14 protein-coding genes are annotated in these 12,853 nt (G+C 69.2%); 5 read left to right on the top strand and 9 right to left on the bottom strand.

What is annotated here, in order from left to right:
• Positions 1 to 2 precede the first annotated feature (2 nt).
• From nusA to htpX, 4 genes are all read right to left on the bottom strand, one after another.
• Positions 3 to 1,748: a transcription termination factor NusA gene (gene nusA / locus ACLBV5_RS08120; RefSeq protein ID WP_278070079.1), complete on the bottom strand. Its 1,746-nt coding sequence runs from the start codon at positions 1,746 to 1,748 to the stop codon at positions 3 to 5.
• A complete protein-coding gene (gene rimP, locus ACLBV5_RS08125; RefSeq protein ID WP_025976366.1) occupies positions 1,748 to 2,362 on the bottom strand; it encodes a ribosome maturation factor RimP in 615 nt (204 codons plus the stop codon). Before rimP ends, nusA begins: the two co-directional genes overlap by 1 nt.
• A 151-nt stretch (positions 2,363 to 2,513) precedes the next feature.
• Positions 2,514 to 3,245: a tRNA (guanosine(46)-N7)-methyltransferase TrmB gene (trmB, locus tag ACLBV5_RS08130; protein WP_134581907.1), complete on the bottom strand. Its 732-nt coding sequence runs from the start codon at positions 3,243 to 3,245 to the stop codon at positions 2,514 to 2,516.
• 57 nt (positions 3,246 to 3,302) lie between these two features.
• Positions 3,303 to 4,283, bottom strand: a complete 981-nt coding sequence (gene htpX / locus ACLBV5_RS08135; protein ID WP_134581908.1) for a zinc metalloprotease HtpX — start codon at positions 4,281 to 4,283, stop codon at positions 3,303 to 3,305.
• A gap of 97 nt (positions 4,284 to 4,380) precedes the next feature.
• Between htpX and ACLBV5_RS08140 the strand changes: the two genes are divergently transcribed.
• Both ACLBV5_RS08140 and ACLBV5_RS08145 read left to right on the top strand, forming a co-directional pair.
• Complete coding sequence (locus tag ACLBV5_RS08140) at positions 4,381 to 4,623, top strand: DUF1674 domain-containing protein (protein ID WP_447605356.1); 243 nt, start codon at positions 4,381 to 4,383, stop codon at positions 4,621 to 4,623.
• A 163-nt stretch (positions 4,624 to 4,786) separates the two neighbouring features.
• Positions 4,787 to 5,629 (top strand): hypothetical protein, encoded by an 843-nt coding sequence (locus ACLBV5_RS08145; protein WP_447605357.1) that lies wholly within the window; start codon positions 4,787 to 4,789, stop codon positions 5,627 to 5,629.
• 84 nt (positions 5,630 to 5,713) lie between these two features.
• On the opposite strand, the gene pyrF is transcribed toward ACLBV5_RS08145, so the two are convergent.
• The gene (pyrF, locus tag ACLBV5_RS08150) at positions 5,714 to 6,436 is read right to left on the bottom strand and encodes an orotidine-5'-phosphate decarboxylase (RefSeq protein WP_447605358.1); all 723 of its coding nucleotides are present in this window, start codon (positions 6,434 to 6,436) and stop codon (positions 5,714 to 5,716) included.
• 97 nt (positions 6,437 to 6,533) lie between these two features.
• Here pyrF and ACLBV5_RS08155 point away from each other — a divergent pair, with 97 nt between their 5' ends.
• On the top strand, positions 6,534 to 7,232 hold the full coding sequence (locus ACLBV5_RS08155; protein WP_025976373.1) for a MarC family protein: 699 nt from the start codon (positions 6,534 to 6,536) through the stop codon (positions 7,230 to 7,232).
• Between the two features lie 3 nt (positions 7,233 to 7,235).
• Here the strand turns inward: ACLBV5_RS08155 and ACLBV5_RS08160 are convergent, their stop codons facing one another.
• From ACLBV5_RS08160 to glpK, 3 genes are all read right to left on the bottom strand, one after another.
• The gene (locus ACLBV5_RS08160) at positions 7,236 to 8,042 is read right to left on the bottom strand and encodes an SDR family NAD(P)-dependent oxidoreductase (protein WP_447605359.1); all 807 of its coding nucleotides are present in this window, start codon (positions 8,040 to 8,042) and stop codon (positions 7,236 to 7,238) included.
• A gap of 10 nt (positions 8,043 to 8,052) precedes the next feature.
• Entirely contained in the window at positions 8,053 to 8,529 is a 477-nt protein-coding gene (locus ACLBV5_RS08165; protein WP_024354298.1) for an Rrf2 family transcriptional regulator, read from the bottom strand.
• 96 nt (positions 8,530 to 8,625) lie between these two features.
• Positions 8,626 to 10,248 carry a glycerol kinase GlpK gene (gene glpK / locus ACLBV5_RS08170; RefSeq protein WP_447605360.1) on the bottom strand — a complete coding sequence of 541 codons (1,623 nt, stop codon included), beginning with the start codon at positions 10,246 to 10,248 and terminating at the stop codon, positions 8,626 to 8,628.
• A gap of 44 nt (positions 10,249 to 10,292) precedes the next feature.
• On the opposite strand from glpK, the gene ACLBV5_RS08175 reads away from it, so the two are divergent.
• Complete coding sequence (locus tag ACLBV5_RS08175; RefSeq protein WP_447605361.1) at positions 10,293 to 11,267, top strand: threonine ammonia-lyase; 975 nt, start codon at positions 10,293 to 10,295, stop codon at positions 11,265 to 11,267.
• A 66-nt stretch (positions 11,268 to 11,333) separates the two neighbouring features.
• Positions 11,334 to 11,801 (top strand): MaoC family dehydratase, encoded by a 468-nt coding sequence (locus ACLBV5_RS08180; RefSeq protein ID WP_447605362.1) that lies wholly within the window; start codon positions 11,334 to 11,336, stop codon positions 11,799 to 11,801.
• A 117-nt stretch (positions 11,802 to 11,918) separates the two neighbouring features.
• On the opposite strand, the gene ACLBV5_RS08185 is transcribed toward ACLBV5_RS08180, so the two are convergent.
• Positions 11,919 to 12,851 carry a Gfo/Idh/MocA family oxidoreductase gene (locus ACLBV5_RS08185; protein WP_447605363.1) on the bottom strand — a complete coding sequence of 311 codons (933 nt, stop codon included), beginning with the start codon at positions 12,849 to 12,851 and terminating at the stop codon, positions 11,919 to 11,921.
• Between the last annotated feature and the right edge of the window lie 2 nt (positions 12,852 to 12,853).

The raw sequence follows: 12,853 nt of genomic DNA on the forward strand, positions 1-12,853 counted from the left end.
CATCACATGTCGCGGGACTGGTCGTCGAGGTCGACGGCGGCGGCTTGCGCCTCGCCGTCGTCGCTCGCGTCGGCGGCCGGGGCGTCTTCGCCCTCGCCGTCGAGGTCGCCATCGAACTCGCCCTCGAACGTCTCTTCCTCGACGTACTCAGGCTGGGGCAGTTCCGAAGCGTCGATCCAGCCGGCGGCCACGCGCGCCTGCAGGATCAGCATTTCGGCGTCTTCCTGGCTCAGGTTGAAGCTTTCCAGCACGCCGGCGACCTTGACCCGCTCGCCGCCGCGCACTTCGTAGCCGCCGCGGATTTCGTCGGTGGCCAGATCGGCCAGATCCTCGACCGTCTTCACGCCGCCTTCGCCCAGGGCGACGGCGATGGCGGCGGTCACGCCCGGAACCTCAAGCACGCCGTCTTCGACGCCCAGAGCCACGCGCTTGGCGTCCAGCTCGGCCGCCAGACGATCCAGGTGCTCGCGGGCGCGGGTCTGCAGTTCTTCGGCGGTGTCCTCGTCGAAGCCTTCGATCTCCGCAATTTCGTAAGGCTCGACAAAGGCCAGGTCCTCGACCGTGGCGAAGCCTTCGGTGACCAGCAGCTGGGCGATCGTCTCGTCCACGTCCAGGGCTTCCTGGAACAGGGTGGTCCGCTCGGCGAACTCGCGCTGGCGACGCTCGCTGTCTTGAGACTCGGTGATGATGTCGATCTGCCAGCCGGTCAGCTGCGAGGCCAGGCGCACGTTCTGGCCGCGACGGCCGATGGCCAGCGACAGCTGCTCGTCCGGCACCACAACCTCGACGCGGTCGGCCTCTTCGTCCAGCACCACCTTGGCCACTTCGGCCGGGGCCAGGGCGTTGACGATGAAGGTCGGCTCGTCGTCGACCCACGGAATGATGTCGATCTTCTCGCCCTGCAGTTCGGCCACGACCGCCTGCACGCGCGAGCCGCGCATGCCGACGCAGGCGCCGACCGGATCGATCGAGCTGTCGTTCGACAGCACGGCCATCTTGGCGCGCGAACCGGCGTCGCGAGCGGCGGCGCGGATCTCGATCACACCGTCATAGACTTCCGGCACTTCCTGAGCGAACAGCTTGGCCATGAAGCCGGGGTGGGCGCGCGACAGCATGACCTGCGGGCCCTTGGCCTCCGGGCGCACGTCATAGATGTAGGTGCGCACGCGGTCGCCGATGTTGAACACTTCGCGCGGGATCGACTGGTCGCGGCGCATGATGCCTTCGCCACGACCCAGGTCGACGATGGTGTTGCCGTATTCGACCCGCTTGACCGTGCCGTTGACGATCTCGCCGACGCGGTCCTTGAACTCTTCGTACTGGTTGGCGCGCTCGGCCTCGCGGACCTTTCCGGTCACGACCTGGCGGGCCATCTGCGTCTGGACGCGGCCGAACTCGAACGGCGGCAGGACCTCGACGTATTCCTTGCCGACCTCGGCTTCGGCGTCGCGCTTCACGGCGTCGCGCAGGCGCACCATGGCGCTGTCGTTGAACTCTTCCAGCTCGTCTTCGGGCTGCCAGTCGTCGGCGACGATGGTGACGTGACGCGTCAGGGTCAGCTCGCCGGTCTTGTGGTCGATCTTGGCGCGGATGTCGTGGTGCGCGCCGTAACGCGACTTGGCGCCCTTCTGGATCGCCTCCTCGATCGCGTCGATGACGATTTCCCGGTCGATGCTCTTCTCGCGCGCGACGGCGTCGGCGATGGAGAGCAGTTCCAGGCGGTTGGCGGAGATTCCGGTCACGGCCATCAGGCGTCGTCCTTGGTGGAGTCTTGAGTGGAGTCGGAGTTTTCAGCGTCGGGCGCGCCCTCAGACGTATCTTGGGGCAGGCCGTCGTCTTCGGGTTCGCCGCGCGCCGCGCGCAAGGCGGCGCCGCGCTTCAGCAGTTCATCGGTCAGCACCAGCTTGGCGTCAGCCAGCCAGGCGAAGGGGATCAGGGCGGTCTCGTCCTCGCCGTCCAGGTCGATGGCGACGTTCTCGCCCTCGGTCCCGGCGACAATGCCTTTGAAGCGCTTGCGGCCCTCGACCATGCGGTCGGTCTCGAGGCGGGCCTCATAGCCCTCGAACAGGCTGAAATCGATCAGGCGGGTCAGCGGCCGGTCGATGCCGGGCGAAGAGACTTCCAGCAGGTATTCGCCCGCGATCGGATCGGCGGCGTCCAGCACCTCGGACACGGCGCGCGACAGGCGGGCGCACTCCTCGACCGAGATGTCATGGTCCGCCTGGCGCTCGGCCATGATCTGCAGACGACGACGCAGCGTCCCGCCCATCAGGCGCACGCGCACGACCGCCAGCCCCAGGCTCTCGGCCACGGGGTCGATCAGCTCAAGCAGAGCACGGTCTTCGGCGGTCTTGGCCCGCAAACGGCTACTCCAGAAAACAAAAGCGACGGTCCATCCGGGCCGCCGCTTGAAACGACGCCGTTGGACGTCGGTCTAACGATGTGAGCGGTCATATAGGCCAAAGCGGGGGCCGTGTCAGCCCCCGCCGTGGCATTGCCGCTAAGACCCGTCGTCAGGCCTGCTTCACGAACTCCAGGAAAATCGGATCGGTGTCGCCGAGCTTCTTTTCCTCATAGCGGGTCACGACGTGGTCTTCGGGCGCGGCGAACCAGTCGGCGCCCGTCTCGAGGCGCGTCAGGCCCGGCGTGCGCGCCAGCCGCTCCAGCGCCCAGTCGGCGTAGTCCAGCCAGTCGGTGACGAAGCGCACCTTGCCGCCGGGCTTCAGCAGGCGGGCGATCTCCACCGCCGTCTCGTCCTGCAGAAAGCGGCGCTTGTTGTGGCGCGCCTTGTGCCAGGGGTCGGGGAAGAGGATCATCACCCGGTCCAGCGAGGCGTCCGGCAGGGCCGTCATCACCGCGCGGGCGTCGTCGGCGTGCAGGCGGACATTCTGAAGCCCGCCTTCCTCGACATGCCTCAGGGCCGAGGCGACGCCGTTCAGGAAGGGCTCGCAGCCGATCATCACCGCCTCGGGATGACGCGCCGCCTGGGCCGCCAGGTGCTCGCCGCCGCCGAAGCCGATCTCCAGCCACGCCGCCTTCGCGCCTGGCATCAGGGCCAGGGGGTCGATCAGCCCCTTGGCCGGGTCCGGCACGGCGATGCGCGGCATCAGGGTGTCGAACAGGGCCGCCTGCTTCGCCTTGATCGGCCGCGACTTGATGCGCCCGAAGGAGCGCAGCGGGCCATGCGCCTTGGCCCATTCGGGACGGTCCGCGTCGGACGGCTTGGGATCGGTCTCGTCGGTCATGGCGCGCGCTCTAGCGGCTAATGCCCGCGCACGCAAAGCCCCCTCGGTGCGGAAGGTTCAGCCCCACGGGCCGCGCGGCGGCGATGCACGACCGTCATCGGTCGTGGGCACGCTGGTCCCGCGGATCGGCGCGGCGGAGGGCGAAGGCGCCACGAAGGCCGCCGCCGGGCGCGTCCTCATGCCCATCTTCGCCCCCAGCTCCATCAGGGCGCGGACGCGGTTGCCGGTGGCCGGGTGGGTCGAGAACAGATTGTCCGCCCCCTTGCCGTTCAGCGGGTTGATGATGAACATATGGGCCGTGGCCGGATTACGCTCGGCCGGGGCGTTCACTGCGCCGCGCGCATAGGCCTCGATCTTCTGCAGGGCCGAGGCCAGGGCCTGGGGGTCGTTGGCAATCTCGGCGCCGACGCGGTCGGCCTCGTATTCGCGCGCGCGGCTGATGGCCATCTGCACCAGACCCGCCGCCATCGGCGCCAGCAACATCAGGGCGATGGTCCCGATCATCCCGCCGGGGCGCTCGCGGTCGTCCCCGCCGCCGAAGAACATGGCGAAGTTGGCCAGCATGGCGATGGCCCCCGCCACCGTCGCCGTGACCGTCATGGTCAGGGTGTCGCGGTTCTTCACATGGGCCAACTCGTGCGCCATCACCCCGCGAATCTCCTCGCGCGTCAGCATGTCCAGCAGGCCCGTCGTCGCCGCCACCGCCGCGTTCTGAGGATTGCGTCCCGTGGCGAAGGCGTTGGGCTGATCGTTCGGAATGATGGTGATGTTGGGCAGGGGCAGGCCGGCGTCCTGCGCCATCTGCTTCACATCGGCGACATAGGCGCGCACCACGGCGTTGGGGTGGGTCTCGTCCACCGGCTGGGCGCGGTACATCTTCAGGACGATCTTGTCGGCGTTCCAGTAGCTGAACAGGTTCATCCCCGCCGCGACGGCCAGGGCGATCGCCATGCCCGTGGCGCCGCCGATCAGATAGCCGATCCCCATGAACAGGGCGGTCATCACGGCCAGCAGGGCGAATGTCTTCAGGTGGTTCATGCGAGCGTTCGAGCGAGCTAACGGGCTTCAGGGGTGGCGTGTTCGGCCGGAACGTCTATTTGAGCCCCAGTATCCCCGCTCTCAAGGCAGGCGACCTGTGACCGAACAGCCCACCCCCCCGACCGAAACCTCTGCCGAGGACGTCTTCAACGCCGACGTGCCCCACGCCACGCCGGAACGCCCGCTAAGCGATGCCGCGCGCCGCGCCCTGCTGGAAGCGGCCGAACGCCGCGCCGCAGAAGACGACGCCGCCTTGCCCAACGAAGTCGGCGGCCGCAAAGGGCCCGAGCCGACCCGCTTCGGCGATTGGGAGAAGAAGGGCCTCGCGGTGGACTTTTAGGGCGCTGCCGCTCGCCGCACCGCGGCTCGCTGCTTGAGTCGGCGACCGCGCTGTCGCCCAGTCTGCGGCTGCCCCAACCCGCGCTGGTTCCCTTGACGGGAGAATAATGAACGCTCCGACGAGATCCGCATTAACCTTTGCGGCCGAAACAAGGAGCGCAGCCATGAAGGCTCTATTCTACGCCGCCGCCGGCGCGGCGATGCTGATCGCCGGCGCCGCCGAGGCCCATCAGGCCGGCGCCCGCTATAACGCCGCCGCCGGCTACGCCCGCAGTCCTGTGGTCCAGAGCCGCGCCCAGACCTGGTACAGCGACACCGGCTGGCAGGGCGGCTACGGCCCCGTCGAGAGCTACGGCTATGGGTACGGCTACGGCGGCGCCGGGGTGCGGCCGCCCGTCGTGGTCGCCCCGTCGCAGCCGCCGATCCAGCAGGGCGGCTATGGCTATTCCGGCGTCACCCGCTCCATGCCCTTCGGCTATCCGGTCGACGGCTACGGCCGCTATCCGTGGGCGCGCTATGGCTATGGCGGCTACGGCGGCCACTACAGCGGCGGCCATCAACAGCAGGGCTATTACCACCAGGGCCATCACCAGGGCGCCTACGCCGCCCCGCAGCCCTACCGCTCCGAGCCGATCTACGTCAGCCAGCCGCCCGTCTATGTTTCGCAGCCGCCCGTCTATGTGGAGTCGCCGCCGATCTATGTGCAGCCGGCCCCGGTCTACGTCGAACCGGCCCGCGTCCACGTCGCCCCGCCGCCGGTCCATGTCGCCGCCGCTGACGTGCGCGTCGCCCCGCCGCCGGTCCATGTCGCCGCCGCTGACGTGCGCGTCGCCCCGGCCCAGGTCGAAGTGGCCCGGCCCGACGTCTATGTCGAACCGCCGCGCGTCGAGACGGCCCCGCCGGTCGTGAACTTCGATCAGGGCTACTACGCCGTGCCGCCGGCCCCGCCGTCTGCGCCGTCGCCGACCGAGCGGCCCTACCGCCAGGAACGCGGCGAGCGCGGCTGATCACGAAAAAGGGCGGCGTCTGCGGACGCCGCCCTTTCTGTTTCACGTGAAGCACGATCCCCTTCGGGATCAGTCCTCTAACCATCAGACCAGCGCAATCTCCTGCGTAATCGCCTGAGCCGCCGCGCGCGGATCGGCGACGGCCGTGATCGGGCGACCGATGACCAGATGGGTCGCCCCGGCCTCTAGCGCGCTGGCCGGGGTCGCCGCGCGCGCCTGATCGTCCATCGCCGCCCCGGCAGGCCGCACGCCCGGCGTGACGATCAGGAAGTCCTCCCGGCCTGCTTCAGCCCCAATCCGCCGCGCCCGCCCCGCCTCGTGCGGGCTGGAGACGACGCCGTGGACGCCCGCCTCGAGCGCCTGACGCACACGCAGCTCCACCAGTTCGGCGGCCGACAGACTGTGATCGTCCGCCTTCAGATCGTCGTCGGTCAGGCTGGTCAGCACGGTGACGCCCAGGATCTTCAGCTCCGAGCCCGCCGCGCCGCGCGCCGCCGCCGCCATCACCTGCGGCCGGGCGTGGACCGTCAGCAGGTCGCAGCCCGCATTGGCCAGCGCCGCCGTCGCCTTCTCCACAGTCGCGCCGATGTCGTGCAGCTTCCAGTCGAGGAACACCTGGGCGCCGGACGCCTTCAACTCGCGCGCCAGCGCCATGCCGTCCGAGGCGAACAGCTGAAGACCCACCTTGTAAAAGCCCACCGCATCGCCGATCCGCTCAACCAAAGCCCGCGCCTCATCGGTCGTCGGCACGTCCAGGGCGCAGATCACGCGCGGATCGAAAGGACGATTGGGTCGGTCTGCGGACATTTCCAGCTCTCGGCGGCTTGCAGGCGCGCGCGGATGCCCCGATAGGTGGGGCAAGGAGTCGCGGTCGCGCGGCGGGTTTTAAGGGCGGGATGGAGCAATGAACGCGGTCGATCTGGGGGTCAACCTGTTCGTGGCGCTGTTCGCCCTGCTGGACCCCATCGGCAATGTGCCGATCTTCGCGGCGGCCACGGCGGGTGCCTCCCTGCGTCAGCGGATCAGCGTCTCGGCCATGATCTGCCTGTTCGCCGTGGTCTTCCTCGGCTTCTTCTTCTTCACCGGCCTGGGCCTGCTGCAGTTCTTCGGCATTTCTCTCGCCGCCTTCCGCATCGCAGGCGGCATCCTGCTGCTGTTGCTCGGGCTAGACATGGCGCGCGAGGACTTCCTCGCCATCTTCGCCGACGCCGACGCCGCGACCGACGCCAAGGACGTGCGCGGCTACGCCAAGCGCCGCTTCAAGCGGCTGATCGTGCCCTTCGCCATTCCGCTGATGATCGGGCCCGGCGCCATCTCGGCGGTGATCATCAACGCCGGCGAGGCGGCCAAGCTGGGCCTGGTCGGCACCGTCTCCTCCCTGGTCGCCATGATCGCCGCCTGCGTGGTCACCTTCCTGTGCTTCTCGGCCACGGGGCCGATCAGCCGCATCCTCGGCGACGTGGGGATGGCCATTGTGGTGCGGGTGCTGGGCCTGATCCTGTGCGCCCTGGCGATCCAGTTCATTCTGATGGGTCTGGGCGAGGCTCTGCCGGGCATGTTCAGCGCCGGCGTCACCGCCCCCTATCCGGCGGGCGGCCAGTAGTCGCTAAAGCCGGTCCAGCCGCCTGGCGTGGCCGCCGACCATCTTCAGCGCCATCGTGTCGGGCAGCATTCCGCCCAGGGCCGCCAGCACATTGTTCATCAGGCCCGGCGTCACGCGCGGGCGGTTCGCCTCGACCGCGTCCCAGCCGATGCGCGCGACGCGATCGGCGTCCATCCACATCCATTTCGGATAGGCGGCCGAGACCTGCTCGCGCGAGCCGTTGACGTCGTGGAACTCGGTATAGGTGTAGCCGGGGCACAGAGCGGTGACGTGCACGCCCGTCCCCTGCGTCTCCAGCCACAGCCCCTGCGACGCCTTGATCAGGAAGCTCTTGATCGGGCCGTAAAGGGTGTCGCCGCCGGTCGCGGGCATCTGCCCGGCCAGGGAGGCGACGTTCAGCACCCGGCCCCATCCGCGCGCGGCCATGCCCGGCAGCAGCAGACGCGACAGTTCGACCGGCGCGCTCAGCATGACGCGGATCATGGCGGCGTGGTCGGCCGGGTCGGTGCTCAGAAAGCCGGTGGTGCGGCTGAAACCTGCGTTATTGATCAGGCCGTCGACGGCCAGGCCCCGCGCCGCGATCGTCTCGACCAGACGGCCGGGCGCGTCAGGGTCAGCCAGATCAGCCGGAAGGACGGCGATCGCGACGCCGTACGCAGCGCCCAGTTCCTCGGCCAGGCTCTGCAGCGGCCCTTCGCGACGGGCGGTCAGGATCAGGTCGTATCCGCGCCCGGCGCAGACGCGGGCCAGCGCCGCCCCTATGCCCGCCGAGGCGCCGGTGATCAGAACGGTGCGACGCCCCTCCCCCACGGACGGCCCGTCAGGCTGCGTCGGCGTTGGGACAGGACGGATGCGGGGCGAAGGCGCGTAGCACCTCGGGATCTTCTTCCAGCAGGTCGGCGATGGTGATCTTCGACAGGGCCGCGCCCGCCGCCTGATCCGCCGCCGTCAGAGCCTTGGCCACCTGACGCGGAATATGTTCGCCGATCGGGCAGCCCTTGGCCCCTGCAGGCGGAGAGCCCAGATGGGCGCAACCGTTCACCGCCCGCAGCACCTCGTCCAGACAGATGGTCTCAGGCCGCCGCAGCAGCCACGACCCGCCCGAGGCGCCCGGACGCGTCGCGATCAGCCCCGCCTTGGCCAGCAGGGCGGTCACCCGGCGGATGACCACCGGATTGGTCGGCACCGAAGCGGCCAGGACGGCGCTCGGCTCGGCCTCGGTCGCCGCATAGGCGCCCTTGTGGGCCAGATAGGCCAGGGCGTGGGCGGCGACGGGAAAACGTTGGCTGTCAGACATCAGTGTTCATGCTCCAGACCGATAGGTAGGCCTTCCGCACCCGTTTCACAAATCGATCTGCAATAATAACTGTTCCAAATGGCGACCGCCGCCCGCCTACTCGGGTCGCGCCGCCGCGACGGCCGCCCGCACGGCGGCGCGCCATCCTGTCAGCAGACGCGCTCTTTCCGCTGGCTCCATGCGCGGCGTCCAGACGGCGGGCGACTCAGCAGGCGCGGTCCACAGCGCGGACGTCAGGCCCACCCCATAGGCCGCCAGCCGCGCCGCCCCCATGGCCGTCATTTCCTGAAAGGCGGGGCGCTCGACCTCGACCTCGCAGATATCGGCGACGAACTGCATGGCGAAGGCGTTGGCGGTGACCCCGCCATCGACCTTGAGCCGTTTCAGCGGCGGCGCGCCGTCCTTCTTCAAGGCGTCCAGCAGGTCGCGGGTCTGGTAGGCCAGGCTCTCCAGCGCTGCGCGGACCATATGCGCCGGGCCGCTGTCGCGCGTCAGGCCGACGATGGTGCCGCGCGCCTCCGGCTCCCACCACGGCGCGCCCAATCCAGTAAAGCCGGGGACCAGATAGACCCCGCCGTTGTCCGTCAGCGACTGGGCCACGGCCTCGGACTGGCGCGAATCCGACAGCACCTTCAGCCCGTCGCGCAGCCATTGGATCGCCGACCCGGCCGAGAAGATGGACCCCTCCAGCGCATAGGCCGCCTCGCCGCCCGCCGCGTAGCCTAGCGTGCCGAGCAGCCGCGAGGTCGAGGCCACCGGCGCCGCGCCGACATTGGCGACCAGGAAGGCGCCGGTGCCATAGGTGATCTTAGCGTCGCCCGGCTTCAGCGCCCCGTGGCCGACCAGGGCCGCCTGCTGGTCTCCCGCCGCGCCGTGGATCGGCAGGGCGCGGCCGAACAGGGCTGGGTCCGTCTGGCCCAACAGGGCGTCGCAGTCCCTGATCTCAGGCAGGGCCTCGATCGGCACGCCGAACAGGGCGCACAGGTCCGGGCGCCAGGCGCGCGTCGTCAGGTCCATCAAACTGGTGCGGCTGGCGTTGGTGGCGTCGGTGACGTGGCTGCGCCCGCCCGTCAGCTTCCAGATCAGCCAGGCGTCGATGGTGCCCAGCTTCACCTCGCCCCGCGCCGCCCGCTCGCGCGCGCCGGGCACGGCGTCCAGCAGCCAGGCGTATTTCGAGGCCGAGAAATAGGGATCGAGGATCAGGCCCGTCGCCGCCTGGACCATCGCCTCATGCCCTGCCGCCGCCAGCTTGCCCGTCGCCTCGGCCGTTCGCCGGTCCTGCCAGACGATGGCGCGGTGCAAAGGCTCGCCGGTCGCCGCGTCCCAGATCACCGAGGTTTCGCGCTGGTTGGTGATGCCGATGGCGGCGAAACGGCCGACGCCGCCCGCCTTCCTGACCACCTCGCGACAGGTCTGCAGCGTCGCGCGCCAGATCTCGGCCGCGTCATGCTCGACCCAGCCCGAGTGCGGAAAATGCTGCGCCAGCTCGATCTGGCTGACGGCGACGGCGCTGAGCGCGCCGTCTTTCTTTGCGCCTATCGGGCTTCGCCCTGCTTGAGGCGCATCTGCCTTTGCGCCTATCGGGCCTTGCCCTACTTGAGGCGCATCTGCTTTTGCGCCTATCGGGCCTTGCCCTACTTGAGGCTGTGACACTTCAAACGCGATCGCCCGCGTCGAGGTCGTGCCTTGGTCGATGGCGAGGATCATGTTCGCATGCATGATGGCACTTATGCAGAGCCCGCGTCCGCGCGTAAGAGGGAACCATGCATACGCCCAGCATCGAAGGCGTCGTCGACGCCGCCCGCCAGATCGCCCCCGCCGCCGTTCGCACGCCGCTGATTGAGCATCCGGCCCTGAACGAGGCCGTCGGCGGGCGGGTGCTGCTGAAGGCGGAGACGCTGCAGGTCGCGGGCGCCTTCAAGTTCCGCGGGGCCTACAACCGCATCAGCCGACTGACCAACGAAGAGAAGACGCGTGGCGTCGTGGCCTATTCTTCGGGCAACCACGCGCAGGGGGTCGCGGCCGCCGCCAAGGCCGTCGGGACCCGCGCCCTGATCGTCATGCCGTCGGACAGTCCGGCGGTGAAGGTCGAGGGGGTGCGCGCCTTCGGCGGCGAGGTGCGCTTCTACGACCGCTGGACCGAGAGCCGCGAAGCCATCGGCGCCGAGATCGCAGCCGAGCGCGGCTGCGTCCTCGTCCCGCCCTTCGACGATCCCTTCGTCATCGAGGGTCAGGGCACGGTCGGGCTGGAGATGCTGGAGCAAGCGGGCGCGCCGATGGACCAGTTGCTGTGCGGCGCCTCGGGCGGCGGGCTGATCGCCGGCATCAATCTGGTCATGGCCGAACAGAGCCCGGACACCCGCGTCATCGTGGTCGAGCCGGAGGCCTTCGACGACACTCGCCGCTCGCTGGCGGCCGGGATGCGCGTCGGCCATCCCGAGGGCGCGCCGTCGATCTGCGACGCCCTGATGGCGCCCATGCCGGGCGAACTGACCTTCCCCATCAACCAACGCCTGGCGGGCGCGGCGACCGTCACCGACGCCGAGGTCGCCGAGGCCATGCGCTTCGCCTTCCGCTGGCTGAAGCTGGTCATCGAACCGGGCGGCGCCGTGTCCCTGGCCGCCCTTCTGTCGGGCAAGGTCGCGGGCGAGGGCCTGACCACCGGCGTCGTTCTGTCCGGCGGCAACGTCGACCCGGGCCTGTTCAGCGCCGTCATCGAGGGGCGGTTCGCGGGATAGACCTCGCTGGCGCGGGCGGGGAGATGGCGGCTAAGCTGACGCCCGTCTGTAAGGGGAGCGTCATCCATGACCAAGGCCAGCGAACTTCAATCCATGATCGATCAGGACGTCCGCGTCAGCCGCTGGTTCGAACTGGATCAGGCGCGCATCGACGCCTTCGCTAGCCTGACCGAGGACGAGCAGTTCATCCACGTCGATCCCGAACGCGCCAAGGCGACCCCCTTTGGCGGGACCATCGCGCATGGCTTTTTGACCCTCAGCCTCGCCTCGGCGATGAGCATGGAGGCCGTCGCCCCGCTGGATGATCTGGTAATGTCCGTCAATTACGGCTTCGACCGCCTGCGCTTCCTCGCCCCGGCGCCGTCGGGATCGCGCGTGCGCGGCCGCTTCAAACTGCTGTCAGCGGAAGACAAGGGCGCCCAGGACGGCATGACGCGTTGGCTGCTAAAGCACGAACTGACCATCGAGATCGAAGGCGGCGACAAGCCCGCCCTGATCGCCGAATGGCTGACCATGCAGGTGGTGAAGGCCTAAACTCTCCCCGCTCATCCCGGCGGACGCCGGGATCCAGTCCTTTGGCCTCAGCCGCCATACTTGCAGCTCTCACTGGGCCCCGGCGTCCGCCGGGGTGAGCGGAAATGTATGTGCGCCTTATTCCCCCAGACACCTCAGCGCCACCTCCAGGTTGCGCAGGCCGTCCTCGCCCGAAACCGCCGCCGTCTCGCCGCTGCGGATGGCCTCGATGAAGGCCTCGTGCTCTTTCTTGAGCGGTTCGGCGGGCCAAGAATTCAGCATCCGCGTCGAGTAGGAGCCGTCCGGCTGCTGGCCGAAATACTCGGTCACCTGGCGGGTGATCAGATCGGCGACGATGAAGCGGTTCTTGGTCGCCACCTGCAGCACGCGGGTCTTGTAGGGCGTGACCCAGTTGGTGGTGATGTGGGCGATCACCCCGTTGTCCATGCGGAACTGCAGCAGGGCCGAGTCCTCGCGCGAGGCGTGGGCGTGGCCCAGCAGGGACTGGACCTCGGTCATCTCCGAGCCCGTCAGGTGGCGGATGATGTCGATATCGTGCACCGCCAGGTCGATGACCACCCCGACCTCGCCCATGCGCGGCGGGAAGGGGCCGACGCGGGTGATCTGGATGGAGATGATCTCGTCGCCGTCGATGGCGCGCTTGACCGTCTCGACCGCCGGGTTGAAGCGCTCGACGTGGCCGACCATCAGCACGCGGTCATTGGCCTTGGCCGCATCGATCATGGCCTGGGCGTCGGCGACCGTGGCCGCGATCGGCTTTTCGACCAGCACATGGACGCCCGCGTTCAGCAGGGCCACGCCCAGTTCGGCGTGATAGCGGTTCGGCGTGGCGATGACGGCGGCGTCCAGACCGGCGGCGACGAAGGCCTCGGCGGTCGTCACGGCGGTCGCCCCATAGGCGGCGGCTACGCCCTCGGCCGTCACGGCGTCGGGATCGAAAACCGTCGTCAGCTCGACGTCGCGCAGTTCGGCCAGCACGCGGGCGTGGTTGCGGCCCATGACGCCGGCGCCGGCGACGCCGATCTTGAGGGGGGTCTGGTGGATGGTCATGC

The organism is Brevundimonas sp. M1A4_2e (assembly GCF_053345555.1).

Bases quoted from the DNA above. Each gene is read 5' to 3' on its own strand.
- nusA (WP_278070079.1), bottom strand. From the start codon at position 1,748: ATGGCCGTGACCGGAATCTCCGCCAACCGCCTGGAACTGCTCTCCATC.
- trmB (WP_134581907.1), bottom strand. From the start codon at position 3,245: ATGACCGACGAGACCGATCCCAAGCCGTCCGACGCGGACCGTCCCGAA.
- htpX (WP_134581908.1), bottom strand. From the start codon at position 4,283: ATGAACCACCTGAAGACATTCGCCCTGCTGGCCGTGATGACCGCCCTG.
- ACLBV5_RS08145 (WP_447605357.1), top strand. From the start codon at position 4,787: ATGAAGGCTCTATTCTACGCCGCCGCCGGCGCGGCGATGCTGATCGCC.
- pyrF (WP_447605358.1), bottom strand. From the start codon at position 6,436: ATGTCCGCAGACCGACCCAATCGTCCTTTCGATCCGCGCGTGATCTGC.
- ACLBV5_RS08155 (WP_025976373.1), top strand. From the start codon at position 6,534: ATGAACGCGGTCGATCTGGGGGTCAACCTGTTCGTGGCGCTGTTCGCC.
- ACLBV5_RS08165 (WP_024354298.1), bottom strand. From the start codon at position 8,529: ATGTCTGACAGCCAACGTTTTCCCGTCGCCGCCCACGCCCTGGCCTAT.
- glpK (WP_447605360.1), bottom strand. From the start codon at position 10,248: ATGCATGCGAACATGATCCTCGCCATCGACCAAGGCACGACCTCGACG.
- ACLBV5_RS08175 (WP_447605361.1), top strand. From the start codon at position 10,293: ATGCATACGCCCAGCATCGAAGGCGTCGTCGACGCCGCCCGCCAGATC.
- ACLBV5_RS08180 (WP_447605362.1), top strand. From the start codon at position 11,334: ATGACCAAGGCCAGCGAACTTCAATCCATGATCGATCAGGACGTCCGC.
- ACLBV5_RS08185 (WP_447605363.1), bottom strand. From the start codon at position 12,851: ATGACCATCCACCAGACCCCCCTCAAGATCGGCGTCGCCGGCGCCGGC.